This is a genomic window from Streptomyces sp. NPDC052107 (genome assembly GCF_040680215.1).
Taxonomy (GTDB): domain Bacteria; phylum Actinomycetota; class Actinomycetes; order Streptomycetales; family Streptomycetaceae; genus Streptomyces.
In genome coordinates, this window is the sequence record NZ_JBFAWG010000010.1 from 40041 (window position 1) to 66055 (window position 26015).

The following is a 26015-nucleotide window of genomic DNA, read 5'->3' on the forward strand; positions in this document are numbered from 1 at the left end:
AGGCTGATCTCACCGGTGCGGCGACCGTGTCATCGGTTTCGGGATCGCCCGTTCGGCTGGAGCAAGGCTCGGCGACCGCGATTTTGACGCCGCCCGGCGGGAGGCGGCCGGCCGCGCCGACGACCGGCAGTGGGAGAGCGTGGCGACCCCGCGCAAGGATGTGGCCAGGAATGCCACGCAGGGGCCTCATCGGGAAGAATGCCAGGACGATGACCTCACGCCCTGTCGAACCGGACCGCATCGGCCCCGCCGATGCCGCCATATGCGCGGAGTCGTCCGCAGAGACCTCGTACGCCCCCTTCGCCCACCTCACCGCACCCAACGCTGCCCTGTACCGTCAGGTGATGCGTGTGTTCCTGGCGGCCAAGGAGCGGTTCGCGGTGCATCTGCGGCCCGAGGACGTGCACGCCGCGCTGCCACCGGAGGACCGCCCCGCCGGCCCGGACGGCGTCGCCAAGGCGCTGGACAGCCTCGTCGGGTGGGGCAATCTGCGGGCGGATCCGGACACCTCCCGGGTCACTGCGGTTGAGGACTTCTACCGCAGACGCTTCATCTACCAGCTGACCCAGGCCGGCGAGGCCGCCGAGCAGGCGCTGTTCGTGTACGACGAGGCGCTGGGGCGGCGCGGAGCACTCCAGGCAGTGGCGCTGCACGACATCGTCACGCACCTGCGCGCGCTGCTCGTGCTCGCCGCAGAGGAGGAACCGGACGCGGCCAAGGCGCATCTGGCGCTGTCCGCGCTGACGAGCCGGTTCGAGGCGCTGGCCGAGAACGCACGGGCGTTCATGGGGTCGCTGCAGCGCACCATCGACCTGCACGGCGTCGAGGTGGAGGTGTTCCTCGCCTACAAGGACCGGCTGATCCAGTACTTGGAGCGTTTCATCCAGGACCTGATCACTCTGGGCGGGCGGATCGCTCTGCTCATCGGGGAGCTGGAGGACCGGGGCCGGGTGGGGGCGCTGCTGCGGCTGGCGGCGGCCCGGGAGGCGGCCGATGCCGCTCCGGACGAAGCCGACACCGCCGAGATACAAGCGTACGAGCGGTGGGCGGGGCGCTGGGCCGGACTCGCCGCCTGGTTCGTGTCGGCGGACGGCCGTGAGTCCCAGGCCCGCCTGCTACGCGGACGTGCACTCGGCGCGATCCCGCAACTCCTGGCCGTAGTTAGGCAGTTGAATGAGAGACGGGCCGGGCGCTCCGACCGCTCGGCGGACTTCCGCACCCTGGCCCGCTGGTTCGCCGATGCCCCGGACGACGCGGCGCGGCACCGGCTGTGGCGCGCCGCCTTCGGCCTCCACCCCGCCCGTCACCTCACCGTCGACGCCGACACCCTCGCCGAACGCGCGGCGCGTCCGGTGGCCCCTTCCACGCCCTGGGCCGAGGCACAACCGCTGCGGATCAGCCCGCAGCTGCGCCGTACCGGAAGCTACGAGCGGCGCGGCAAGCCCCGCAGAGTGCAGGACCGCTCCGAGCAGCGGCGGCTGCTGGCCGAACTCGCCGCGAAGCAGGCGGAGGAGATCGCGGCCGCCCGCGCCCGGCTGGCGACGGACGGCACCACCCGTCTGTCCGCGCTCGGCGAGCTGGACCCGATGGCCTTCGGCCTGTTCCTCCGGCTGCTCGGCGACGCCCTGGCCACCTGGCGGCCCGGCACGACCACGACCGTGGCGACCAGCAACGACGGCACGATGGAGATCCGCCTCACCGCCCTCGACGACGGGACGACAGCCGAGATCCACACGCCGGGCGGAGTGTTCTGGGGACCCGACCACACCGTCGAGATCACCGACCTCACGGCGAGCACCCCCGCGCAGGAGGCACGATGACCACATCCCTCGGCGAGGTGCTGGACAACCGTCGCACCGCCGAGTTCCACAGGGCCGCCCGCGCCCTGCTGAAGGAACCGCTGCTGCTCGCCCGCGGCCCGAGCGCCGACGCCTACCGCCTGGTCCGCCGGTACGCCGCCGAACTGCGCGACTGGTTCGAGCGCAACACCGGCTGGTCGCTGCGAGTGGACGCGGAGACCGCCCGGCTGCGCAAGACGCCCGGCACCCTGGCCGATGCCACCCACCCGGCGCGCGAGGCGTCCCGCGCCGGTGTGCCGTTCACCCGCCGCCGTTATGTGCTGCTGTGCCTGGCACTGGCAGCACTGGAACGCGGCGAGGCGCAGATCGCGCTCGGCCGCCTCGCCGAACAGGTGGTGCTGGACGCCGCCGACCCGCATCTGGCCGCCGTCGGCGTGGAGTTCACCCTCGAGCGGCGCGAGGAACGCCTGGACCTCGCCGCCGTCGTAAGACTGCTGCTGCGGTACGGGGTGCTGCGCCGGGTGGCCGGGGACGAGGACGCCTACGTCAGCGGAGCGGGCGACGTGCTCTACGACGTCGAGCGCCGCGTCCTGGCCGGGCTGCTGGCCGCCCGCCACGGCCCGTCGCTGATCGACGCGGACGGATTCGAGGAGCGGCTGAACGCACTCACCGCGGAGAGCGCCCTTGACAGCGACGAGCTTCGGTTCCGCGCGATCCGCCAGAAGCTCACCCGCCGGCTTCTCGACGACCCGGTGCTGTACTACGACGAGCTGACCGACGAGGAACTGGTCTACCTCACCCGCCAGCGCGCCTTCCTCACCGCACGCGTGAGCGAACTCACCGGCCTGGTGCCCGAGGTACGGGCCGAGGGCATCGCGATGGTCGACCCCCTCGACGACCTCACCGACGTACGCATGCCCGAACAGGGCACCCACGGCCACGTCACCCTGCTGCTCGCCGAGCACCTCGCCGCCGCGGACGGCGAGGTCGGCCGGGCCGAACTGGAACGGCGCGTGCGGGAACTGACCGCCGTCCACGGCGCGTTCTGGTCCAAGAGCGCCAAGCAGCCGGGCACGGAGGGGGAACTGGTCGAGCGGGCACTGGCCAGACTGACCGCGCTCGGCCTGGTGAAGCGCACACCCGACGGCGTGGCCGCGCTGCCCGCGCTCGCCCGGTACGCGGTCGGCGAGACCGTCGTCGTGGAACCCGGACAGCGCACCTCCCAGCGAAAGGCACAACAACCGTGACCGCCCTGCCCCACCCCGTGCCCGGCCGGTGGCGGCCACTGCGCATCGGCCTGGTCGACCTCTTCTACTACGACACCGAGGAGTTCTGGTTCCGCGACGGCCGCCTGCTGCTGCGCGGCAACAACGGCACCGGCAAGTCCAAGGTGCTCGCCCTCACGCTCCCGTTCCTGTTGGACGGCGACCTGTCGCCGCGCCGGGTGGAGCCCGATGCCGACCCGGGCAAGCGCATGGAGTGGAACCTGCTGCTCGGCGGGGAACACCCCCACCCCGAGCGGCTCGGCTACACCTGGATCGAGTTCGGCCGCGTCGAGGAGGACACCGGGCGCGCCCACTTCCGCACCCTCGCCTGCGGGCTGAAGGCGGTGGCGGGCCGCGGTATCGCCCGCCACTGGTACGCGGTCACCGACCAGCGCATCGGCCAGGACCTGAGCCTGCTCGACGCGACCGGCACCGCCCTGTCGCGGGACCGGCTCGCGGAGGCGGTCGCCGGGCACGGCATGGTGTACGACACGGCCACGGCCTACCGGCGCGCGGTCGACGAGGCGCTGTTCGGCCTCGGCGAGCGACGCTACGCCGCCCTGGTCGACCTGCTCATCCAACTGCGTCAGCCGCAGCTGTCGAAGCGGCCCAACGAGGCCGCCCTGTCCCGCGCCCTGACCGAGTCGCTGCCGCCGATGGACCAGGCCGTGATCGCCGACGTGGCCGAGGCGTTCCGCTCCCTGGACGAGGAGAAGGAGGAACTGCGGGCGGCGAGCGAGGCCGAGCGGGCGGCCTCCGCCTTCCTGGACCACTACCGGCGCTACGCCCGCGTCGCCGCCCGCCGCCGCGCCCGGCTGCCGCGCAGCGAGCACGCCCGCTACGAGCAACTGCACCGCGACCTGACCCAGGCCCGGACCGAGCGGGAACAGGCGGAAAGGGACCGGGAGGCGGCGGCCGGGCGAATCTCGGAGCTGGAGCAGACCGCCACGCGGCTGAAGGCACAGCAGGCCGCGTTGCGCGAGGGTCCGGAAATGCGCAGTGCCCGGGAGCTGGAGCAGGCGGCGGCCGAGGCGCGCCGCACCGCCGAAGAGCTGAAGCGAGCCGAGGCCGACCGCCAGGACGCGGCCCAGGTCCACACCCGGGCCCTCGGGCGCCTCGCCACGGCCGAGCGGCGCCTCGCGGCAGCCGAGGAACGCGTCGCCGACCTGGCCGCGCGCGCCCGGGACACGGCCGCGGCGGCGCGCCTCGACGGCGGCCCGCGCACCGAGGGCGCGCCGGAGGCCGAACTGCGCCGCGCCGCCGAGGAGTCGGTGGCCCGCAGGCGGCGCACCATCGAGCACGTCGAGGAGCTGGCGGACCGCGCCGACCGGGCCGCCGCGGAGCGGCGCGCCGCCGCCCGCCGACTGGACGAGGCCGAGACCGAGGCCGGCCACACCGCACAGCGGCAGGCCGAGGCCGAGCAGTGCGCCGAGGCAGCGGGCGCGGACCTGGTCGCCGGCGTCCGCACCCACCTTGACGGCTGCGAGGAACTCACTGTCCCCGATCCCACCGGACTGCTCGACGCCCTCCAGGACTGGGTCACCCACTGCCAAGGTCCCTTCCCCGCGCGGGAAGAAGCCGGTCACACTCATCGCGTACGAGCGGCGCAACTCGCCGACCGGGCCGCCGCCCTCGGGCAGGAACTGGCCGGCCTTGAGGCCCGGCGCGCCGAGGCCGAGCGGGAGCTGGCCGAGCTGGAGGCCGGCGGCCAGCGTGGGCCGGTGGCGCCTCACACCCGTACCCTCGGCCTGCGCGAGCAGATGCCGGGCGCGCCCCTGTGGCGGCTGGTCGACTTCCACGACCATGTCACGGCGGGTGAACGGGCGGGGCTGGAGGCCGCGCTGGAGGCATCCGGGCTCCTGGACGCCTGGGTGTGCCCGGACGGCACAGCCCTGCGCGCGGACGGGCACGATGTCCTGCTGTCGCCTGCCGGTCCGCTGACCGGCAGCACGCTCGCCGACGTGCTGCGCCCGGCCGCGGACCACGGCGATCCCCAGGCGGCGGCGGTGGGCGAGCAGACCGTCGCCCGTCTTCTCGCCGGTGTGGGCCTCGGCTCGGGCGGTGACACCTGGGTGAGCTCGGACGGCCGCTTCCGCGTCGGCGCGCTGACCGGCAGCTGGTCGAAGCAGACTGCCGTCTACGTGGGCGAGGGCGCCCGTGAGGAGGCTCGCCGCGCCCGGATCACCGCCCTGCACGGCGAACTGGCGGCATATGCCGAGGACATTTCTCGCCTCGACGCCGAACGCGCCACGGTCGCCCGGCGACGCAGCACCCTGGACGCCGAACTGACCGGCGTCCCCGACGACGCGTCCCTGCGCCACGCGCACGCCCTCGCCGCCGCGGCCTCGGACGCAGCTCACCGGGCCCGCGTCCGCTGTGACGAACGCGCCGCCGAACTCCACGAGATGTCCCGGCAGGAGGCCGAGGCCGCCACCGAACTCGCCGACACGGCCGCCGCGGTGAACCTGCCCACGGGCCGGGCGGACCTGGCCGCCGTCCGCCAGGCCCTGGCCGACCACACCGCCGTCCTCGCCGGCCTGTGGCCCGCGCTGAGCGAGCGCACCGACGCGGCACGGGCCCTGGCCGACGAGCGCGCGGAAGCCGAGCGGGCCGGGGAAAGGGTGGCGGAGCTGGCGCTGCGCGCCGAGGAGGCCGCCCGTGTCGCGGCAGCCGCCGACGAGCGCCACGCCACCCTGCGCTCCACGGTCGGCGCCGCCGTGGCCGAGCTTCAGCGGCTGCTCGCCGAGACCGCCGACGCGCTCACCGCCTGCGACCGCGAGCAGCGCCGGGCACGCGAGGACCACACGGCCGCCGACCGGCGTGCCCATCTGGCGCTCGGGCACATCGAACGCCTGGAAGTGGACGTCCGCGAGGCCACCGCGTCGCGCGCCGAGGCCATCGCCGCGCTCCAGCGGTTCACGGCCACCGGTCTGCTGGCCGTCGCCCTGCCCGAGACGGCCGTACCACCCCTGGACACCGGACCCTGGGCCGCCACTCCCGCCATCGCACTCGCCCGCGCCATCGAGAGCGACCTGTCCGGCACCGACGACTCCGACGGCGCCTGGGAGCGCGTGCAGAAGCGGCTCAGCGAGGAGTACAAGAAGCTGCAGGACGCGCTCTCCCGAGGCGGCCACAGCGCCTCGGCCCGGATGACCGAGGACGGCATGGTCGTCGAGATCGTCTACCAGGGCCGTACCCGTGCCGTCCCCGACCTCGCCCAGGCCCTCGCTGCGGAAGTCGCCGAGCTGACCCGCATCCTGTCCGCGCACGAGCGCGAGATCCTGGAAACCCACCTGCTCACCGAGGTCGCCGGCACCCTGCAGGAGTTGATCGGCGCCGCCGAGCGCCAGGTACAGGCCATGAACGCCGAACTGCGGGAGCGGCCCACCTCCACCGGCATGAGACTGAGGCTTCTCTGGCGCCCCTCGCGCAAGGCGCCGGCCGGGCTCGCGCAGGCCCGCGAGCGGCTGCGCCAGTCCACCGACGCCTGGACAGCCGAGGACCGGGCCGCGGTCGGTGAGTTCCTGCAGGCCGAGATCGCCCGCCGACAGGCCGACGACACAGCGGGCAGCTGGCTGGAGGTGCTCACCGCGGCCCTCGACTACCGTGCCTGGCACGAGTTCGGCATCGAACGACATCAGCACGGCAAGTGGGTTCCCGCCACCGGGCCGGCCTCCGGCGGCGAGCGAGTCCTGGCCGTGAGCGTGCCGCTGTTCGCCGCGGCCTCCTCTCATTACGCCACTGCCGCCCCGCACGCCCCGCGCCTGGTCACCCTGGACGAGGCCTTCGCCGGCGTCGACGACGACTCCCGCGCCAAGTGCCTGGGCCTGCTGCACGCCTTCGACCTGGACGTGGTGATGACATCCGAACGCGAATGGGCCTGCTACCCGCAGGTCCCCGGTATCGCCATCGCCCAGCTCTCCCGCGTCGACGAGATCCCGGCCGTCCTGGTGACCCGCTGGGAGTGGGACGGCGCCGCACGGGTCAGGGGCAGTGGACCGGGCCACCTGGCGGCGGCCGTCCCCGCGCAGACAGGCCCGAACACCGGCCCGCGGGCAACGCCGAACACGGCCGAAGCCCAGGATGCCTTGTGGACATGAGCGAGTACATGGACACCCCGCGCCAGCCTGCGGCCCCCGTCGACCGCGACCGCCTGACCCGGCTGCTCGGCAGCCCCGACCTCGCCTGGCTGGTCGACCGCGTCCGTCGGCGCATGGCGCGGGACGAACCCCTCACCGGCCCGGTCACCCTGACCGCCCCCACCGCCGCGCAGCGGGCCGCCGTCGAACGACTGCTGGGCCGCGCCCCGGGCGCCGGACGCGCGCTGACTGTCCGCCTCGACGCCGTGGACGCCGTCCTGCGTCGCTCCGGTGTGAGCCCCGACGGCCTGGGCGCCGCCGTCACCGCCCTCACCGGACCCGTCGCCCGGCTGGCCGACGTACGCGAGCGGGAGGAGCGCGCCTGGCGGGACGCGTGCGCCCCGCTCGACGACCTCATCCGCACCCACCGGCCCGAACTGGCCGACTGGGCCGAGCGGCTGCGCGGGGACGGCCTCGTACGCCGGCTCGCCCGCACCCCGAGGACGGCGAAGAGCCTGCTGCGCGACACGGCCGAGGCCCTGCGCCGGCTGCCGGTCGAGCCTGCCGTGTCCCTGCCCGCCTTCGCCGCCGGCACCTTCGGCGACGCTCACGCCCTCGACGACGGCACCCCGCTCGCCACCCTGGTCCTGTCCGGCGTCCGCACCCTGACCGGCTTCCCGGACGGCAGCGGAGCCGAGTGGCGCCGCGAGGCATGGGCCTCGGTCGGGCTCCTCAAAGACGCCCTGGCCTCCACCGTCCTTGCCCTGGGCCTGCGCGGCACCCTCGCTCTGGAGTGGGCGGCGGACGCGGGTGAACCAGCCGTCCTGACGCTGCGTCAACTCACCCGGCACCCGCCACGCACCGCACCGGCCGTGGTCCACGTGTGCGAGAACCCGGCCGTGCTGGCCGCCGCGGCCGACACCCTGGGCACGGCCTGCCCGCCACTGGTCTGCCTTCAGGGTCAGCCCTCGGCCGCCGCCCTCACCCTGCTGCGCCACCTGCACGGCCACGGCAGCACCCTGCGTTACCACGGCGACTTCGACTGGGGCGGCCTGCGCATCGCCTCCGCCCTGCAGTGCCGCGTCCCCTGGCACCCCTGGCGCTACACGGCCGCCGACTACCGCGCCGCGGTCGCCGCCACCCCCCTGGCCCGGCCCCTGGCCGGCACGCCGGCCACCGCAGCGTGGGACCCGGACTTGTCCGCTGCTCTCACCGAACTCGGCGTGCGCATCGAGGAGGAGACGGTACTCGACTACCTGCTGACCGACCTCGGTCAGTGAGCGGGGGCGGCGACGGCGCCGTGGCCATCTCACCGCGTGTCCAGGGTCGCGGCAGGGCCTCGCCCGCGGTGGCGCGAACGCCTACGGACATCCTGTCGGACCGCCAGGGGACGCGCAGGGGACGCGCAGGGGACGGAAAGACCCGGAAGGATCAGGAAGGCCGACGCAGAGCCAGCACGGCGAAGAGCCTCTGACCTGGGGCTATAGGGAAGATGAGGCAAGAGCCGGGACGGATCGGAAGATCCAAAAAGGACTCATAATCCGTCGGCCGTGGGGTTCGAGTCCCACCCGCCCCGCCAGTAACATGCCCTGACCTGCGAAAACGTCACTTCAGTGGCCCTGAGTAACGACTCGGGCCCAGCGGAGGGGAATCCGCTGCTCACAAGTACTGTTCGAGGTGACGCGACGGGTGTGCGGCTATCTCTGTCAAGGATCTGACCTGCAGTAATGCGAAACAAGCTCGTCTGCTGGAGGTTACGCGGTGGAGCCGAGATGCAAGATCCAGTGGATGCTCAGTGGACACGAGGAAATGGGGCGGGTCGCGGGAGGTCTGGCAGCCTGGCCGGAGGTGCCGCCGGCAGCCCACCTCGTCGTACAACAGCCCTCGGCTGTCGCGTGGTCTGGGTGATACGCCACGGTCGACGCGACAGTTCGCCTCCCTCGAAGAAGCGCCACGGCGCAGCCGTCGTGTTCATCGATGCTCGCCGTGGGAGACGTCGGCGCCGACGGAGGAGTGCGTCGCCGGTGTGGCGTGCATGGTGAAGCCGTTAGGGACGAAGAACAGCGCGTCGCCGCTGTGCCCGGCGCGGAGTTCGAGGGCGTGTGGCTGTCGGGGGCGCGGAAGGCGTTCGCTGCGTACCGTGCCGCTTCCGAAGGCTGCGTGCGTATATCTGCGGATGCTCGGTGCTCATCGGCCGCATGGCGGCGCCGTCACGGCCAGTTGGTGTCCGTATCAGCAGAACCCCAGTGAGCGCCCGCGGGAGCTCTGCTACTTGAGCTCGATCGCGCGTACCGGCTGCCCAGTCGTCCGGGCGATGGTGTCGAAGTCGCGGTCGTAGTGGAGCAGGGTGAGTCCTGCCTCTTCGGCGGTGGCGGCCACGAGGAGGTCGACCGGGCCCGCGCTGCGGTGTTCGCCCTTCGCGGTGAGTTGCTCCTGGATCACGCGGGAGCGGCGATAGATGCCGTCGGGCATCGGACACCACACGTAGTGGGCGTCGAGCGCCGCCTTCAATCGTGCACGGTCCCCTGCTGAGCGGGCGGAGTGGAGGACCTCGAGTTCCGTGAGGTCGCAGATCGCGACGAGACCGGCGCCGATCCTGTCGTCCCACTCGGTCGTGTTCTGGCCGAGCAGGACGCGGGCGAGTGCGGACGTGTCGATGAGGTAGTCGGCGACGGTCACGGCCGGTACTGGCTCTTGTCCAGGAGGATGTCGATGTCCAGAGCGCCTTCGGCCACCAGCTGCCGGGCGTCTTCGAGTGCGCGCAGGCGCCGGTAGCGGGCGGTGATCTCGCGCAGGGCGGTGTTGATCGTGTCTCGTTTGGTGGTGGTGCCGAGTTCCTTGGCGGCGGCTTCCAGTGCCTCGTCGTCGAGGTCGATGACAGTGCGGCTCAAGATGACCTCCTCATGCACACGGTGACGTATATCAATATACGTGATCAATTGTATATGGTGGGCGGCCCGTGAACTCTTGGGCGGCCTACGCCGAGATGAGTGGGGGTATGCGCGAGTACCGGCATCGGGCCCGGACGAGGTCGACGGGCTCCAGCCCTACGCCGCGCACGCGCGGACCCTGGCGGCGCTCGGCCGGGGAGCATTCGAGGAGGCCTACCGGCGGGCAACGACTGTCGCTCCCCGCGGTGTCGTTCCGGCGTTCGTACCGCAAGCTCTGTGGCTGCTGATGGACCTCACGGAAGCCGCCGTGCGCACCGGCCGGCGCAGTGAAGCCCAGGCGCACGTCGCCGCCGCCCGCAAGGCCGGCCTCGACGCCATCTCACCGAGACTGAAGACGCTGCTGCTCGCCTCCACCGGCCTCTCCGCCGACAGTGGTGAGAGCACCTGGTTCGAGCAGGCGCCGGCCGTGCCCGAGGCCGAGCGTTGGCCGTTCGATATGGCCGGGGTCCAGCTCTACTACGGGGAGCACCTGCGCCGCGTCAAAGCCACCACCGAGGCCCGACTCCACCTGGCCGCCGCGGTGGACGCGTTCCAGCGACTCGGCGCGGACCCCTGGGCCGGTCGTGCGGCTCCGGCCTCGTCTACATCGCGGCGTTCGCCCCGGACAAGGGCGAGTCGGTGAGCAGCCTCATCGCCGACCCGCCGCCCGGTGCCCCGGTGCCGCCGATCCTGCCGCCGCGGGACGGCTTCCTGTTCCTGGACCGGGACAAGTTCGCCGCCTCGTTCGCCGCGGACGTTCCGGCCGACCTGGCGGCCTTCATGGCCGATTCCCAGGTCCCCTGGGGCGTCGATGCTCTCAACGGGGCCGCGTCCCGGCCCGCCTGGCGGACCAAGCCGAGCTGGTACCTCGTGGCCACCGACGACCGCATGATCCCTCCGCCGGCGCAGCGCGCGATGTCCGAGCGCATCGGGGCCACGACCGTGGAGGTCCCCGGGAGTCACTCCGTGTATCTGTCCAAGCCCGACGCGGTCGCCGACCTGATCAGGCGGGCGTCCGGCGCGTAGCCGTAGGTCTGCGCCTGGTGGCCGACGTCATGGGACACGTCCGGCGCCCATGGCCCGCGATCACCCAGTGGCGCCGGGGCTGCAGGTCCAACGCGGATCTGCAGCCGTACGCGCCGCCTACCAGTACTGACTTGCTGATACGTCATGGATGAGCGTTGATCGGCAAGGCCCGCCAAGATCCTGTTCAGGACAAGGCCCAGGCCGCCACCGAGATCGCCCGCGTCCTGTGGCCCGGCGGACGGCTCGGTATCACCGATGTCACCGCCACCCCGACCGGCTCCCCACGGAACTGTCCACGCTCGCCGCCCGTATCACCGCGATCCTCGGCTGCCGCCTCGCCGACCTCGAACAGCGCCTTTCCGAAAGCGTCTTCAAGTCTGCCGTCCCAGCGCGGCGCCACCACCCTGATCACGCTTATCACGGCCCAGCCCCCGGCTGGCCCCCTGCGGCCCGGTGCCCGCCACCCGCAGATCGCCCTCACTCAGAGGGGGCGGCCGCTGTCGTAGTGCGCAGGACCAGAGCCGCCGCCAGCGGGTGTTGCCGGGGCGAGGGTTGGCCGTTCAGCAGGGCCAGGGCGGCCGCGCACTCGCCGCGTTGCAGGCTCCTGTGAAGTTGCCGACCAGCCGCCCCTTTTCGGCGAGCGGTTGACGGACCGGTGTCGGGGGCCCTCTAGTGCTGGCTGTTGTGGAATCCGATCACGACGGCGCCCCACCAGCAGACCTGGGAGACGAGGGCGGTGGTGGCGCCCCAGGCCAGGAAGCGTGGTGGGACTGGGGTGGAGGCATGCTGGGCCATGCGTCTGTTGAGGAGTCCTGCCTGCAGTCCGTTGAGGGTGAGGATGAGGACCAGTGCCAGCTTGGTGCGGGTGAGGGGCGAGGTCAGATCGGGGTGGAGTATGACTCCGCTGACGATCAGTCCGGCGAGGCCTGTCCAGATGGGGGCGTGCAGGCGGGCGGTGCTGTCGAGGGTGTCGCGTAGGCTGCACCGCCCTGATATCCAGAGCAGGCCGTGGTAGTCGGCCACCAGGACGGCACCGAAGCCGAGCACCAGGGAGGCCAGGTGGACGAACAGGGCCGCGGTATGCAGGGCGTGATCCGTGTGCAGGTGCAGAGACACCCAGGCGCAGGCCGAGAGCGCCAGGCATGCCGCGAGTGCGGCCGTGGCGACCGTCCACCAGGTGTCGTACAAGCCGAGCCGCCGGGACGGGGCAGGCGGGGTGGCCGCCGATGACTCCAACGACAGGCTTGACACAGGAAACTCCCAGAAAAGTCACAGCAAATGGATTAGGTAAGGCTTACCTAAGATCAGCTCTCACCGTCAAGATACGGAGAGGCCGACAACCTCTGGGTATGGTCGAAGCGTGATCGCGGTGTGATGCCACCGATATCCGACGCACGGGTACTTGCTAGGTAAGCCTTGCCTGATCTACTGTCCGCGCCGTGTTCGTCGCGGTCCGTATGCGGCGCGCGCGGGTCATCCACGCTCCACGTGGAGCTGCTCGCGGCGAAGGTGGCGGCCACGGCCCCCGGTGAACTGGACATCTACCTGCGGGCGTTCGCCCGGCTCGCGGAGCTCGCCGTGTACGGGGCCGACGCCCGGGCGCTGATCGTGAAGGCCATCGACGCACTCCACTGACAGGGCTGCCCCACAACGTGATCCCCCGATCGTCTGTGGATGTGGGTGGGCGCGACGGCGGCCGCCGTGGCAGGTGATCGCCTGTTCTCGGCCGTCAGTTGAGCAGGATCTGGGACGCGTTCGTGGCCTACGTCGCTCAGGGCCGAGTCGTGCGGGTCGGCGGTGAGTGGCTGTTCGCGCATTGGGCCATGACCGTGCTCAGTACCTGATCGCCGTGATCGACTTCGTCGGTAGTTGAGGAATCAATTAGTTCCGTCCGTCGTTCACAGGTGCATGAAACGCATCGGATTCCTCTCCTTCGGCCACTGGTCCGACACCAGGCACTCCCAGACCAGGACGGCCTCGGACACCCTGTTGCAGTCCATCGACCTGGCCGTGGCGGCCGAGGAGCTCGGTGCTGACGGCGCCTACTTCCGTGTGCACCACTTCGCCCAGCAGCTCGGGTCGCCGTTTCCGCTGCTCGCCGCCGTCGGTGCCAAGACCTCGCGCATCGAGATCGGCACCGGCGTGATCGACATGCGCTACGAGAACCCCATGTACATGGCCGAGGACGCCGGCGCCGCCGACCTCATCTCCGGCGGCAGGCTCCAGCTCGGCATCAGCCGTGGGTCACCGGAGCAGGTCATCGACGGGTGGCGGTGCTTCGGGTATGCGCCCAGTGAGGGTGAGAGCGATGCCGACATGGCTCGTACACACACCGAGGTGCTGCTGACCGTGCTCCAGGGCAAGGGGTTCGCCGAACCGAACCCGCGGCCGATGTTCGCCAACCCGCCGGGGCTGCTGCGGATCGAGCCGTACTCCGAAGGGCTGCGCGAGCGCATCTGGTGGGGCGCCGGCTCCAACGCCACCGCCGCCTGGGCCGCCAAGCTCGGTATGAACCTGATGAGCTCGACCCTCAAGGACGACGAGGGCGGCGCGCCGTTCCATGTCCAGCAGGCGGCGCAGATCCGGGCCTTCCGTGAGGCCTGGGCAGAGGCGGGCTGGAAGCACGAGCCGCGTGTCTCCGTGTCGCGCAGCATCTTCGCGCTCACCGACGACCGGGACCGCGCGTACTTCGGCCGCGACAGCGACAGCAGTGATCACGTCGGCTACATCGACGCCGACACGCGGGCGATTTTCGGCCGTACGTACGCCGCCGAGCCCGACGTCCTCGTCAAGCAGCTGGCCGAGGACGAGGCGATCCAGGAGGCCGACACGCTGCTGCTGACCGTGCCCAACCAGCTCGGCGTCGACTACAACACTCACGTACTGGACAGCATCCTCACCCACGTCGCGCCGGTCCTCGGCTGGCGCTGACCGCCACCCAGCGGGGAGTCGTCGTGAGCAAGATCCTGATCATCGGCGGATGCTCCCGGGGCTGAACCGCCATGCCGAGGCCGTGCCGCTGGTCTCCCGGTCGGCGACCGGGTCCAGCAGTGTGACCAGGCGCGCGGTGGGAGCACCGGTGACGACGGCGGTCAGGTCGGCGCCGAACCGGGCCGTCGCGGTGGCCGCGGGAAGCAGGCGGCGGCAGGCGGCGGCCAGTTCCTTGGCGTCGCCGGTCAGCAGAGCGGCGCCAAGGGGGGGACAGGGCACCGCGGGCGAGGACGCCGAGCCGCTCCGCCTCCCGGATCACGGTGGCGAACGGTGTCGCATCCTGCGGCAGCAGCTCGGCGAACGAACGTGGCCAGTGGGTCAGGGGGCCCAGGTCCGCCGGGTTCTTCGCACCCTGTCCGGCGGGGAGCCGGGAGGCGGCGCTGAGCAGCCCCTGCCGGGCCTGGAGACAGCCGGTGCAGGGCGGCGCCCCGGCCAGGGCGGGCAGTGCCTTGTTGTCCTCGTCGCGGGCCGCGGACGGAGTGAGGGCGAGGGGCCACCAGGCGTGCAGCAGTACCGGGAGCCGCTCCGCGGGCTCCAGATGCGCCCAGCTCCCATAGGAGTCGGTGGCTACGACCCTGTCCCCGTCACGGGCCAACAGCCCGGCCTCGTACGCGGTTTCCAGGGCGAGGCGCACGACGGCCTCCTCGCAGTGTGCCGCCTCGGCCGCCCGGGTCAGCTCGCGCGCTCCGACTCCACCGGAACTTGAGCCGGGCGGGCGGGTCCGTCGCGCACACCGACAGGACCGAGGCGGCGTGGGCGGCGAACACGGTGGCCGCGGCGAACGCCTCCGCGTCGACCTTCGCCGGCGAGACGGGTGTCAGGGGCGGGGTGGGCGGCGCGGGGGCGAAGGGAGCGTGCCAGCAGGGCAACCTTGCCTTGGGAACGTGCGGGCTCGTGGTGGCCGACCCATGGGGTGCATGGCCATACCGCCCCCAGCATGGCGGATCGAACCCGGGGTACGGGCGCGAACGGGTCGCCGTGGCACATCAGGGCGCGACGCATCGCATGTTGGTGATGTATCTTAACTATGTACATCATGTCCTCTCGGCGTTGGGGTGGCCGTATGTCCGTGACCCAGATCGATCTTGATGACGAGGCGCTGGCCGAGGCGATGCGCCTGATGGGGGCGTCCACGAAGAAGGAGACGGTCAATGCGGCCCTGCGGGACTACGTAGCCCGGATCAGGCGACTGGAGGCGGCGGAGAAGCTGGCCGCACGCGGTGAGCGAGGCGAGTTCGACGCCGCGGCGGCCGCGCACGAGGCCCGTAAGCATGCCCGTCGGGCAGCCTTCGAGTGATCACCTATCTTCTCGACACCTCGGCCCTGTGGCACCTCTTCCGCAGTCCCGGGGCCCTGCGTCCCTGGGAGGGGCATATCGCCGCCGGGGTGTTCCACATCTGCGAGCCCACCCGTACCGAGTTCTTGTACTCGGCCACGGGGCCAGTGCACCGGGATGAACTCGCCGAGGAGTTGGACGCGTTGTGCGGGCTCTCCCCGGTGCCGAAGAACGCCTGGCGCTGGGTGGACACCGCCCAGTACAAGCTCACTCAGCGCGGCCAGCATCGCTCTGTGGGTGCCGTCGACCTTCTGGTCTGCGCGACAGCGGTCCACCACGGCCACACCGTGCTCCACGTGGACAACGACTTCGCCGCCGTGGCCGCGGTACTCAAGGAAGTGGAACAGCGGGACGCGCGATCCTGATCACACCTGGTACCTCAATGTGAAGCTTGGGCCCCGTGTATCTCGCACGGACGCGCGGCGGGCGGGCCGTGGCGGTGAAGGTCGCCAGGGCCGAGCTGGCCGCCGTCCTCGACTTCGGCATCACCCGGGCCGTCGAGTCCACCCGGCTCACCGCCACCGGCACCGCCTTCGGCACACCCGGCTTCCTCTCGCCCGAACAGGCCCTGGGCCACGAAGTGACCGGCGCCGCCGACATGTTCGCCCTCGGCGCGGTGCTGGTCGCGGCGGCGGGCGGCAGCGCCTGGGGCGAGGGCACGCCGATGGGGCTGATGTACCGGTCCGTGCACGAACCGCCGAACCTGGCCGCCGTACCCGCCCCGCTCGCCGGCCTGGTCGCGCGCTGCCTGGCGAAGGACCCGGCGGCCCGGCCGACCGCCACCGAACTTCTGGACCTGCTGACCGAGCAGACACCGCGGCCGGCCCCGGCGCGGACGCCGTACCCCCGACCCCGACCGCACCCCCGCCGCCGGCGCCCGTCGTGGCCCCGCTTCCGCCCTACCCGGCCACGCCCCCGCAGCAGGCCGTCCCGGGGTTCGGTCCGCCGGTCCCGTACGTCGTGCCGGAGGTCGAACTCACCGACGGGGAGTCCCGTGTCGTCGTGAACGCCACCGGGATCGTCCTCGAAGTGGCTGGGACCGCCGCGGACTTCGAGTGGGCCGAGATCGCGCACGTCGGGCGCACCCGGCGCGGCCACCATCTCACGGTGGTCGTACGGCTGTGGGACGGCGGCGTGTACGACTGCGAGCTGAACGCCCGGCGGTCGGCGCGGCTCGGCGAGTGGCTGGCCCGGCTCGACCACGTCCTCGGCCGATACGCCCCCCGGTAGCGGCCCGGCCACCCTGTTCGCCGACAGCGGTATCCGACCACTGCTTGACCCGTACATGCTTGAACGGCCCCTGTCCTGGGCACCCACCTCCTACCGGCGTCGACAGCCGGGCCACTTCGGCAGAGGGAGGGCGTCATGGACCGTCGCATCCGGGTACGCGTCATCCGACGCCCCGCCGCCCCGCGCGACCGGGAGATCGACCGCAGGACGCCGTCCGGTCGCATCCTGCCGTACTGACCGCCGCGCCCGTACCCGCGTCAGGGCGCGCGCTGTGCCTCCGTCACCTCCGGTAGGGGTCCGCGCGGTGGGCCAGGTCGAGGTGCAGCCGCATTCGGCCACCAGGAAGTCTTGGCGCAGCAGTTGCTCGGGCGTCACCGTGCCGCGTCGGCCGTGCCCGCCCGCACCAGCACGCTCACACCCAAGGCAGCCTCCAGCGGCCCGAGTCGGCCACGCTGCTGCTCGCCCGCGCGGACCGGCCGTGCCCTGGACCGCTCGCCGCATGGCTCCAGCACACCTGTCGCCTGGCGCCCTTCCACGCCGGCCCCGCCGACCTGCCGATGGCCTTGCCGGTGTGTGATGCCGTTCTTCACCGGCCGGCCCGTCGCCCGCTACGGCCCCCCGCCCGGCGATGCCGACCGGCATGTCCGCCGACGTGGGCGGGCATCTGCCGCTGCCGGTGCCGCTGCCCGTGACCGCTGAGCCGGCGCCGGCCGCGACCGGCACGCTGTCCATTCCGGGCGCCGTCGCGGCGCCGGCCGGGTATGCCGCGACGAGCCAGGGGGCGCTCAACGGTGTTCGTCAGGCCGGCTCGGCGTTGGGCGGCGTGCCGTGCTCGGCACGCTGGGCGCGCTCAGCCACAGGCCGGCGCGATCGCCGCGCTGTTGGTGGGGCGGACCGGTGACCAGCTCTTCGCGGGCGCGGGCCGCTGCTAGGCGGCCAGCGGGTTCAGGACCAGGGGTTCGATCCGGCCCTCCAGCATCGCGCCGAGGCCCTGGGCCGCGCAGATGTCGGGCCGGTCGGCGATGTGCACCGGCATCCCGGTGGCCTGCCGCAGCATCTGGTCGAAGCCGGGCAGCAGTGCCGAGCCGCCGACCATCGTGATCCCGCTGTCGGCGAGGTCGGCGACCAGGTCGGGCGGGCACTCGCGCAGCACCTTGCCGATGCCGTCGAGGACGGCGGTCAGCGGGGTCTGGATCGCGTCCCGCACGGCGGCGGTGTCGACGTGCACGCTGCGGGCGAGCCCGGTGGCCACGTCCCGGCCGTGGATCTCCGTGGTCTCCGGGCCCTGCGCGGTCAGACCGTTGCCGGACAGGGCCAGTTGCAGCGGCCGTACCGACTGGCTGGGCAGCATCAGCTCGTGCTCGTGCCGCAGGAGCTGCACGATGGCGTGGTCCACGGCCTCACCGCCCACCGGGATCCGCTCGGCCGTGACGATGGAACCGAGCGAGAGGACGGCCACCTGGGTGGCGGCGGCCCCGCACACCATGATCATCGTGGCCTCGGGGCGCTCCACCGGCAGCCCGCACCCCACCGCGGCGGCGATCAGCGTGTCCACCAGCTCGACCCTTCTGGCGCCCAGCCCGACCAGCGTCTCGATGGTCGCCCGCTGGGCCAGCGGATCGGCGTCGTGCGGGGTGCAGGCCGCCGCGCGCAGCCGGAGATTACGGCGCAGGTGACGGCGCGTCTTGTCGCCGAGCAGCTGCCGCAGCATGCGCTGGGCCATCTCGATGTCGACCACCGTGCCACCGGAGATGGGCCGGACGACCCGGATGTACCCCGGCGTCCGTCCCGTCATCTTCTCCGCGAACTCGCCCACCGCTATGAGCGCCCCGGTACGGGTGTTCACGGCGGCGACCGAGGGCTGGTCGACGACGAGTCCGGCGCCCTTCACATACACGCGGGTGCGGGCGGCACCCAGGTCGACGGCGAAGTGGCAGCGGCGCAACTGCTCCAGACTGACGGTCACGGCGGATCCTCCCGAGTGCACGGGCTTGGGCGCCCGCCCGGTCGGCGGGTGTCTTCCTCTCCCTGCATCCTGCGCGCGGGCCGGTGGCGTACGCCTTCTGGAGGGGGCCGGGCGGGGTGCGGCCGAACGGGGGGTTTCCGGCGGTAGCCCGGTGTGTCGCCTGGTCGGGCGGGGGGCCGCGTGATGCGCGGTTCGCAGCTGATCGTGCAACCGGGCACGTCGTCGGGCCGGGCGGGTGCGAGTGATATGCGAGACCCCGCCGTGGCGTCCGGGCAGGTGCTCGGCAGGTGCCGCGGCCGGGTGGGTGGCGCCGCCCCGTCAGCCGCTGTGCGCGGCCACCGTGCGCGGCCACCGTCGCGGGCAGCCCGCCGAGGTCGGCGCGCTGCGGGAACGGCACCGTCAGCGTCCGTGCCAGGAAGCACCTCTCACGACCCTGACGGTCCGCGCCGCTCGCCGAGGTGTCCGGCACATCGGACGCGACCGAGGTCACTGGCTGCTCCATCGGCGTACGCTCCGCCGACCACCCCAGCTACCCCTCCGGGCGGAGTGGGCCGCCGAGCGCACGCTGTCCAGGGCGCCCACGAAGGTGCGCGTGGCCCGGGCGGCCGGTCCGTCACTGCGGGCGACGAGGCGGGTGCCGCCCGCCGGGTCCGCGGCTCCACCACGACCACGGCACCGTCCTCCGCGGTGAACTCCACCGGCCTGCTCATGGCGAGGCCTCCTGCCCTCCGCCATCGGCCAACTCCTCTGGTACGGAAGGAGACTGAGCCCGTCCGCTCCTCCGGCCGGGCCGGGCGGCGGCGTTGGCGGGAAGCCGTCACGGCACCTTCCCGCCAGCACCGGTCAACACCTATGCACCACAGGGCACATGACACTCGTCCCAGCACGCGACCCGCTCGAACCGCACGAGAAGAGGCGTGGATGACCACAGGACCAGTCAGACGCTCGGCGGCCCTGCTGGCGGTGGGGCTGCTCGGCGCCCTGCTGCCGAACGGCCCGGCCGCCGCCGCCCCGGGGACGCCCCTCGCCGCGGCCGCCCCGGGGACCCCCGTTCCCCGCTCCGCGGCTCCCGCCACCGTCACTCTCGTCACCGGCGACAAGGTGACCGTCACCGACCTCGGGCACGGGAAGAGGGCGGTCACCGTGCAGCGGCCCAACGGGGCCACCGGAGCCGTGCGGACGCGGCAGAGCGACGGCGAGATCAGCGTCGTACCGGACGAGGCGCTGCCGTATCTGCGGGCCGGGACGCTGGACCGGCGGCTGTTCGACGTGAGCGGGCTGATCCGGCAGGGGCTGACCGACGCCAAGGCCGCAGCGACGCCGCTGATCGTGACCTACCGCAAGGGCGCGCGGGCCGCGACCCCGGCCGGGGCCGAGAGGACCCGGAGCCTGCCGAGTCTGCGCGGGGCCGCGGTGAAGGCCGGCAAGGGGCGCGCATTCTGGCGGACGTTCACCCGCCGGGACGGCGTCGACAAGGTGTGGCTGGACGGCAGGGTGAAGGCCGGCATGGCCGAGAGCAACGCCCAGATCGGCACCGGGGCGGCCTGGGACGCGGGGCTCACCGGCAAGGGCGTCACGGTAGCGGTCCTCGACACCGGGGTCGACCTCACCCACCCGGACCTCAAGGACCGGGTCAGCACCACCAAGAGCTTCGTCGACGGCCAGGAGGTCGCCGACCGCAACGGGCACGGCACGCATGTCACCTCCACGGTCGGTGGCAGCGGTGCCGCCTCCGACGGCACGGAGAAGGGGGTCGCGCCCGACGCCACCCTCGCCGTCGGCAAGGTGCTCAGCGACGAGGGCTCGGGCAGCGAGTCGCAGATCATCGCCGGGATGGAGTGGGCGGCACGGGACGTGCACGCCCGGATCGTCTCCATGAGCCTGGGATCGACGGAGGCCAGCGACGGCACCGACCCCATGGCCCAGGCGGTGAACACCCTCTCCAAGGAGACCGGCGCCCTCTTCGTCGTCGCCGCGGGCAACACCGGCGCCCCGTCCTCCATCGGCTCGCCCGGTGCCGCCGACGCCGCCCTCACCGTCGGCGCGGTCGACTCCGCCGACCAGGCGGCCTACTTCACCAGCGCCGGACCCCGCTACGACGACAACGCCCTCAAGCCCGACATATCGGCGCCCGGCGTCGACATCCTCGCCGCCCGCTCCCAACTCGTCGACGGCAGCGGGTACTACACCTCCCTGAGCGGTACGTCCATGGCGACCCCGCACGTCGCCGGGGTGGCCGCCCTGCTCGCCCAGGAGCATCCCGACTGGACCGGTACGCAGCTGAAGGACGCGCTGATGTCCAGCTCGAAGCAACTGGACGCCTCCCCCTACCTGTTGGGCGCGGGCCGGGTGAGCGTGCCGGACGCCGTCAAGGCCCGGGTCGTTGCCACCGGCAGCGCGGACCTCGGCTTCTACAGCTGGCCGTACGACCAGAACAAGCCGGTCACCCGCGCTGTCACCTACACCAACTCCTCCGACAACGCGACCGAGTTGAAGCTCTCGGTGACCGGCGCCCCGGGCGGAGTCGCCACCCTCGCCGACACCTCCCTCACCGTCCCGGCCCACGGCACCGCCTCCACCACGGTCACCGGCGACGGCTCCAAGGCGCCGGTCGGCGAGACCAGCGGGCAGATCGTGGCCACGAGCCCCTCCGGCGATGTCGTCGCGCACACCGTGCTCGGGCTGGTCAAGGAGGAGGAGCGGTACACGCTCACCGTCCATGTCGAGGACCGTTCCGGCGCGCCCACCGCCGCCGACCTCACCGTGCAGCGGCTCGCGGCGGGCGAGGACGCCCAGCCCGCCCACGTCGGCGACTCCGGCACGCTCCGGCTGCGCCTGACGCCCGGCACCTACTCCCTCGCCACCTTCGTCGACGTGCACGGCAGCCACGGCGCCGACTCCCTCGGCCTCGGCTTCCTCGCGGCACCCGAGATCACCCTCGACCACGACCAGGACATCACCCTCGACGGCCGGACGTTGCGCGAGCTCAAGGCCCAGGTGGACCGGCGCACCGAGACCCACCAGCTCCTCATGGAGTACGACCGGCAGGCGAACGGCGCCGACCTCTTCGGCGCCGTCCAGGTGCCCCTCACCTACGACAGCGTCTTCGCCGCACCCACGGCCAAGGTCACCCAGGGCGGCTTCGAGTACCGCACCGTGTGGCGGCTGGCCAAGCCGCAGCTGGCGGTCAAGGGCGTCGGCGAGGCGACCGTCCAGGCCGGCGGCACGCTGACCGAGGGCCGGACCAGGCTGCCACTGGTGGACGTCGGCGACGGACCCCTCACCGGCGTCTTCGGCAAGGCGGTCCTCGCACACCTCGCCGACGACGCCGACCCCGCCGCGCTCGCCCAGGCCGCACAGGACGCCGGCGCCAGGGCGCTGTTCGTGACGGACGACGCCCCCGGCCGGCTGATGGCCTGGTGGGGCACCGACGACAACGCCGACCGGCCGCTGCAGATCGCCACGGTGAACACGGCGGACGCGGCGCGGCTGCGTGCGATGCGCTCGGTCGACATGACCGGCACGGCCGACTCGCCGTACGTGTACGACCTGTCCGAGGGGCACCGGGGCGCGATCCCCGACCGCGACCTCACCTATCGGCCGACGGGCCGCCAACTGTCCGCCATCCACGTCAAGTTCCACTCGGCGCAGCCGGTGAGCGGGGGCGAGTTCCGCTACTCCCTCACCGACGCCTTCCCGATCGGCCTGGGCTTCCAGGAGCGGATCCACCTGCCCGCCGAGCGCACGGACTACGTCTCCACCGGCCCCGGCCAGCTGTGGCACGAGTCCGTGGCGATCGGCGACGGCACGCTGGAGGAGCGCAGCGGACTGGTGCGGTACGAGAGTGGTTCGCATCCGGTGCTGAACTGGTTCCGGCCGGTGTGGCACCCGTGGCTCGGCACCGGGCTCGGCTGGGGGCAGCAACGCGCCGGGAACGAGATCCAGTTGAACACCCCCGGCTGGGGCGACTCCGGGCCCGATCACACCGGGTTCGGCGACGTGTGGAGCGCGGACAGCGGCATGAGCCAGACCACCGCCGTGTACCTCGACGGCACGCTCGTCGACCAGCGCAAGAGCTCCGCCGCGTACGTCTGGGACGCGCCCGCCGACGAGCACACGTACAAGGTCGTCACCGACACCACGCTCGACGCGGGGCGCTGGCCGCTGGGCTCGCGGGGGCACTCCGCGTGGACGTTCCGCTCGGCCGCCACTCCGGAGGGCCACTGGACCTGTCTGCCGCTGATCAACCTCGCGTACGACATCGAGACCGACCTCGCCGGGACCGTGCGGGGTGGACAGCGGATTCCGGTCGGGCTCAGCGCGGAGTACGTGGCGCAGGCCGCCGGTACGGGGGCCCTGACCGGTGGCAGGCTGGAGGTGTCGTACGACGACGGCAGTACGTGGCGGACCGTTCCGCTCACGGGTGCGGGTGCCGCCTCCTGGCACGGCACACTGACCGTGCCGCGCGGTGCGGGCTCCGTTTCGCTGCGGGCCTCGGCCCACGACGACAAGGGCGGGTCCGTGACGCAGGAGATCATTCGGGCGGTGGGGGTGAAGTGACCTACGGCTGGGGGTGGTGCGCGATCCCTCTGATCACCCCCAGCTCCACCAGATCCTGCGGCCGGATCCGTAGCTGCTCGGCGGTCGCCTCCACGTCCTCCTCCCGCCGTTTGAGTATGGCGGCCGCGAGCTCCGGGGCGATCACCGAGAAGTAACTGTCCGGCGTGGCCCAGGTGTTGCCTGGTGCGGACAACGCCAGGGCCCCGCCGGAGCCGCCCTCGCCGATGACGAGGGTGGTGATCGGGACCCGGGCGGAGGCCACCGCGCCGAAGACCTCCGCGATCGCCGCGCCGGCGCCCTGCCGCTCCGCCGCGGCGTCATTGGCCGCGCCCGGAGTGTCCACCAGCGTCAGCACCGGGATGTCGAGCCGGTCCGCGAGCCGGATCAGCCGGGCGGCGGTGCGGTACCCGGCGGGCCGCGTCGCGCTTCCGGTCTGCGCGGCGAACGCGACGGTACGGCCGTTCCGCTCACCGAACCCGCACAGCATGCCGTCGGAGTCCGTACCGCCGCACCGGTCGCCGCTTATTCCGCGGCGGCGGGTGAAGTAGGCGTCCAGGTAGGCCCGTGCGCGTGGGCGTTCGGGGGAGCGTGCCCGGCGGACGGCTTCCCCGCCGGTGGCGGGCAGGTCGGGGGTGCCGAGGGCCGGTGGCGCGGGGGCTTCCTGAGCGGGGGTGGTGAGCAGCCGCAGCCACTGTCCGAGGGCCTCCCGCAGCTCCTCGGGCCGTACCACCGCGTCCGCCGAGCCCACTGCCACCTGCCCCTCGGCGGTGTAGGCCGCCGGGTCGGCGTCCGCGGGCCGGACCCGGGAACCCGCGAAGCCCACCTGGGCGCCCGGCAGGGCCAGGATGACGTCCGCCCCGGCGCCGAGCGTGGCCCAGCCGCCGCCGGTCGTCGGGTCCCGCAGCACCGCGATCTGCGGCAGGCCGGCCTCCCGGGTGAGCGCCGACTGCCGGACCACCCGCTGGAGTTGGCTCAGCGCGAGCATGCCCTCCTGCATCCGGCTGCCCCCGGTCGCGATCAACGGCACGACCGGCAACCGGTGTGCGCGGGCGTGGGTGTACGCCGCCTCCAGCCGGTCTCCGGTGCGCTCGCCGAGCGAGCCGCCCAGGAAGCCGAACTCGAAGGCGATCAGCACGGCCGGGGTGCCCGCGACGCGCGCGGTGCCGCAGACGACCGACTCCTCCTCGCCGGTGCGTTCTGCGGCACGGGCGCGCGAGGCGTCGTATCCGTGCCAGCCGAGGGGGCCGTCCGGCTTCAACCGCCCCGTGGGACGGGGCAGTTCGCCGAAGCTTCCCGGGTCCGCGACCAGGGTCAGGATCTCCCGGGCCGAGTGGCGCTCAGACATCGGCCAGCGCCCGCTTCATGATCTTCCCCATGTCGTTGCGGGGAAGCGCGTCCAGGTAGCGGACGACGCGGGGCCGCTTGTGCGGGGCGAGGCGACGGGCCACGTGGTCCGCCAACTCGTCGGCGGCGGGCGGCGTCCGCGGGTCGGCCGGGACGATCCAGGCGACGATCCGCTCACCCAGGTCCGCGTCCGGCTCCCCGGTGACGGCCGCCTCCCGCACCCCCGGGTGCTCCAACAGCGCGTTCTCGATCTCGCCGGCCCCGATCTTGTACCCGCCGCTCTTGATCAGATCCGTCGCCTTGCGCCCGACGATCCGCACATAGCCGTCGGGCTCGCGCACGGCCATGTCACCGGTGCGGAAGAACCCGTCGGCGGTGAACGCGGCGGCCGTGGCGTCGGGCCGGTTCAGATACTCGGTGAACAGGTTCGGCCCGCGCACCTGGATCTCGCCGACACTCTCCCCGTCGTACGCAGTGATCGGCGTCCCGTCCTCCTCCACGAGCCGCAGCTCGACACCGGGCAGCGGCACGCCCACGGTGCCAGCGCGCGGCTCGCCGTCGGCCCGCGCGCTGGGCTGGGGGTCCGGGGGTGTCCACCGGGACGAGCACAGCATCAGCGTCTCCGTCATGCCGTACCGCTCGATCACCCGCCGCCCGGTCGCCGCCGCGATCCGCTCGTGGTCGTGCACGGGCAGCGCGGCCGAGCCGGAGACCAGCAGCCGGGCCCGGGTGAGCGCCTTGGCCAGTTCGGGGTCCTCGGGCAGGGCTTCGGCGATGCGGTGGTACATCGTCGGCACCCCGAACAGCATGGTCGCGCCGGCGTTCAGCTCCCGCGCGACGCCCTCGGTGGAGAACCGCCCCAGGTGCCGGACACTGCCGCCGCGGCGCAGCGGACCGAGGATGCCCAGTACGAGCCCGTGCACATGGAACAGCGGCAGCCCCTGCACCAGCACATCGTCCGCCGTCCACTGCCAGGCGTCGGCGAGCGCGTCCAGGGTGGTCGCGAGGGCCCGGCGGGGCAGGACGGCACCCTTGGGCGGGCCGGTGGTGCCCGAGGTGTAGACGATCAGCGCCGGGTCCTCGTCGGTGGCCGTCTCCTGCGGTACGGCACCGGGACCGGCGGACGCGTGGACATCGATCCGGTCCAACCCGCCCAGGATCTCCGGGAGTTGGTCGCCCGATGTGGCCAGCACCAGCTTCGGCGCGCTGTCGGAGAGGATGTGCGCGAGTTCCTTCTCGCCCGACTTCGGGTTCAGCGGCACCGCGGCCGCACCGGCGAGCAGCGCGCCCGTCACGGCGACGGCGGTCTCCAGCTCCGGCGTGGCCCACACGGCCACCCGGCCGGCACCGCGCAGCCGGGCGGCGAGCGCACCGGCGGCCCCGGCCAGCTCGCCGTACGTCAACGACCGTTCGCCGAACCGCAGGGCGATCCGCTCGCCCGGACCGTCCGCCAGAGCGGGGAAGAGGGAGGACACGCGGCGCACTCCTA

General features: G+C 72.9%; 19 protein-coding genes and 2 pseudogenes. 14 read left to right on the forward strand and 7 right to left on the reverse strand.

Annotation, left to right across the window (positions count from 1 at the left end):
* Window positions 1–209: 209 nt before the first annotated feature.
* From AB0M27_RS13660 to AB0M27_RS13675, 4 genes are read left to right on the forward strand one after another with little or no spacing between them, the layout of a single operon-like run.
* Window positions 210–1820 (forward strand): TIGR02677 family protein, encoded by a 1611-nt coding sequence (locus AB0M27_RS13660; RefSeq protein WP_365721164.1) that lies wholly within the window; start codon window positions 210–212, stop codon window positions 1818–1820.
* The gene (locus tag AB0M27_RS13665) at window positions 1817–3046 is read left to right on the forward strand and encodes a TIGR02678 family protein (protein ID WP_365721166.1); all 1230 of its coding nucleotides are present in this window, start codon (window positions 1817–1819) and stop codon (window positions 3044–3046) included. The genes AB0M27_RS13660 and AB0M27_RS13665 overlap by 4 nt, the downstream gene beginning before the upstream one ends.
* Complete coding sequence (locus tag AB0M27_RS13670) at window positions 3043–7164, forward strand: TIGR02680 family protein (RefSeq protein ID WP_365721168.1); 4122 nt, start codon at window positions 3043–3045, stop codon at window positions 7162–7164. Before AB0M27_RS13665 ends, AB0M27_RS13670 begins: the two co-directional genes overlap by 4 nt.
* The gene (locus AB0M27_RS13675) at window positions 7161–8423 is read left to right on the forward strand and encodes a TIGR02679 family protein (protein WP_365721170.1); all 1263 of its coding nucleotides are present in this window, start codon (window positions 7161–7163) and stop codon (window positions 8421–8423) included. Before AB0M27_RS13670 ends, AB0M27_RS13675 begins: the two co-directional genes overlap by 4 nt.
* 988 nt (window positions 8424–9411) lie before the next feature.
* Here AB0M27_RS13675 and AB0M27_RS13680 read toward each other — a convergent pair.
* Together AB0M27_RS13680 and AB0M27_RS13685 are read right to left on the reverse strand one after the other, a co-directional pair.
* The gene (locus tag AB0M27_RS13680; RefSeq protein ID WP_365721172.1) at window positions 9412–9822 is read right to left on the reverse strand and encodes a PIN domain nuclease; all 411 of its coding nucleotides are present in this window, start codon (window positions 9820–9822) and stop codon (window positions 9412–9414) included.
* A complete protein-coding gene (locus tag AB0M27_RS13685; RefSeq protein WP_030606272.1) occupies window positions 9819–10034 on the reverse strand; it encodes a type II toxin-antitoxin system VapB family antitoxin in 216 nt (71 codons plus the stop codon). The genes AB0M27_RS13680 and AB0M27_RS13685 overlap by 4 nt, the downstream gene beginning before the upstream one ends.
* A 40-nt stretch (window positions 10035–10074) precedes the next feature.
* Here AB0M27_RS13685 and AB0M27_RS13690 point away from each other — a divergent pair, with 40 nt between their 5' ends.
* Window positions 10075–10716 (forward strand): hypothetical protein, encoded by a 642-nt coding sequence (locus tag AB0M27_RS13690; protein ID WP_365721521.1) that lies wholly within the window; start codon window positions 10075–10077, stop codon window positions 10714–10716.
* Window positions 10671–11099: pseudogene (locus tag AB0M27_RS13695) on the forward strand (alpha/beta hydrolase); the annotation flags it as partial. The gene AB0M27_RS13690 and the pseudogene AB0M27_RS13695, both read left to right, overlap by 46 nt.
* Window positions 11100–11768: 669 nt before the next feature.
* On the opposite strand, the gene AB0M27_RS13700 reads toward AB0M27_RS13695, so the two are convergent.
* Entirely contained in the window at window positions 11769–12350 is a 582-nt protein-coding gene (locus tag AB0M27_RS13700) for a hypothetical protein (RefSeq protein ID WP_365721174.1), read from the reverse strand.
* Window positions 12351–12581: 231 nt separating this feature from the next.
* Between AB0M27_RS13700 and AB0M27_RS13705 the strand changes: the two are divergent.
* A pseudogene (locus AB0M27_RS13705) lies at window positions 12582–12734 on the forward strand (transcriptional regulator); the annotation flags it as partial.
* Between the two features lie 273 nt (window positions 12735–13007).
* Entirely contained in the window at window positions 13008–14030 is a 1023-nt protein-coding gene (locus AB0M27_RS13710; RefSeq protein ID WP_365721176.1) for an LLM class flavin-dependent oxidoreductase, read from the forward strand.
* Window positions 14031–14069: 39 nt separating this feature from the next.
* Here AB0M27_RS13710 and AB0M27_RS13715 read toward each other — a convergent pair whose 3' ends face one another.
* On the reverse strand, window positions 14070–14309 hold the full coding sequence (locus AB0M27_RS13715) for a hypothetical protein (RefSeq protein ID WP_365721178.1): 240 nt from the start codon (window positions 14307–14309) through the stop codon (window positions 14070–14072).
* Window positions 14310–15153: 844 nt separating this feature from the next.
* Between AB0M27_RS13715 and AB0M27_RS13720 the strand changes: the two genes are divergently transcribed.
* The 5 genes from AB0M27_RS13720 to AB0M27_RS13740 all read left to right on the forward strand — a co-directional run bounded on the left by AB0M27_RS13720 (window position 15154) and on the right by AB0M27_RS13740 (window position 17557).
* A complete protein-coding gene (locus AB0M27_RS13720; protein ID WP_360943527.1) occupies window positions 15154–15387 on the forward strand; it encodes a type II toxin-antitoxin system VapB family antitoxin in 234 nt (77 codons plus the stop codon).
* A complete protein-coding gene (locus AB0M27_RS13725; protein ID WP_365721181.1) occupies window positions 15384–15791 on the forward strand; it encodes a PIN domain nuclease in 408 nt (135 codons plus the stop codon). The genes AB0M27_RS13720 and AB0M27_RS13725 overlap by 4 nt, the downstream gene beginning before the upstream one ends.
* Window positions 15792–15826: 35 nt before the next feature.
* Complete coding sequence (locus AB0M27_RS13730; RefSeq protein ID WP_365721183.1) at window positions 15827–16432, forward strand: protein kinase; 606 nt, start codon at window positions 15827–15829, stop codon at window positions 16430–16432.
* Window positions 16429–16656, forward strand: a complete 228-nt coding sequence (locus AB0M27_RS13735) for a hypothetical protein (RefSeq protein WP_365721185.1) — start codon at window positions 16429–16431, stop codon at window positions 16654–16656. Before AB0M27_RS13730 ends, AB0M27_RS13735 begins: the two co-directional genes overlap by 4 nt.
* A 640-nt stretch (window positions 16657–17296) precedes the next feature.
* Window positions 17297–17557: a hypothetical protein gene (locus AB0M27_RS13740; protein ID WP_365721187.1), complete on the forward strand. Its 261-nt coding sequence runs from the start codon at window positions 17297–17299 to the stop codon at window positions 17555–17557.
* 27 nt (window positions 17558–17584) lie between these two features.
* Here AB0M27_RS13740 and AB0M27_RS13745 read toward each other — a convergent pair whose 3' ends face one another.
* On the reverse strand, window positions 17585–18622 hold the full coding sequence (locus tag AB0M27_RS13745; RefSeq protein WP_365721189.1) for a rod shape-determining protein: 1038 nt from the start codon (window positions 18620–18622) through the stop codon (window positions 17585–17587).
* 921 nt (window positions 18623–19543) lie between these two features.
* Between AB0M27_RS13745 and AB0M27_RS13750 the strand changes: the two genes are divergently transcribed.
* Entirely contained in the window at window positions 19544–23182 is a 3639-nt protein-coding gene (locus AB0M27_RS13750; protein ID WP_365721191.1) for a S8 family serine peptidase, read from the forward strand.
* A gap of 1 nt (window position 23183) precedes the next feature.
* Here the strand turns inward: AB0M27_RS13750 and AB0M27_RS13755 are convergent, their stop codons facing one another.
* Window positions 23184–24527: a carboxyl transferase domain-containing protein gene (locus tag AB0M27_RS13755; RefSeq protein ID WP_365721193.1), complete on the reverse strand. Its 1344-nt coding sequence runs from the start codon at window positions 24525–24527 to the stop codon at window positions 23184–23186.
* Window positions 24520–26001 (reverse strand): acyl-CoA synthetase, encoded by a 1482-nt coding sequence (locus AB0M27_RS13760; protein ID WP_365721195.1) that lies wholly within the window; start codon window positions 25999–26001, stop codon window positions 24520–24522. Before AB0M27_RS13760 ends, AB0M27_RS13755 begins: the two co-directional genes overlap by 8 nt.
* Between the last annotated feature and the right edge of the window lie 14 nt (window positions 26002–26015).

Coding starts and splice junctions, on each gene's coding strand:
- AB0M27_RS13720 (WP_360943527.1), top strand. CDS start 15,154: ATGTCCGTGACCCAGATCGATCTTGATGACGAGGCGCTGGCCGAGGCG.
- AB0M27_RS13740 (WP_365721187.1), top strand. CDS start 17,297: ATGTCCGCCGACGTGGGCGGGCATCTGCCGCTGCCGGTGCCGCTGCCC.
- AB0M27_RS13710 (WP_365721176.1), top strand. CDS start 13,008: ATGAAACGCATCGGATTCCTCTCCTTCGGCCACTGGTCCGACACCAGG.
- AB0M27_RS13675 (WP_365721170.1), top strand. CDS start 7,161: ATGAGCGAGTACATGGACACCCCGCGCCAGCCTGCGGCCCCCGTCGAC.
- AB0M27_RS13755 (WP_365721193.1), bottom strand. CDS start 24,527: ATGTCTGAGCGCCACTCGGCCCGGGAGATCCTGACCCTGGTCGCGGAC.
- AB0M27_RS13665 (WP_365721166.1), top strand. CDS start 1,817: ATGACCACATCCCTCGGCGAGGTGCTGGACAACCGTCGCACCGCCGAG.
- AB0M27_RS13750 (WP_365721191.1), top strand. CDS start 19,544: ATGACCACAGGACCAGTCAGACGCTCGGCGGCCCTGCTGGCGGTGGGG.
- AB0M27_RS13660 (WP_365721164.1), top strand. CDS start 210: ATGACCTCACGCCCTGTCGAACCGGACCGCATCGGCCCCGCCGATGCC.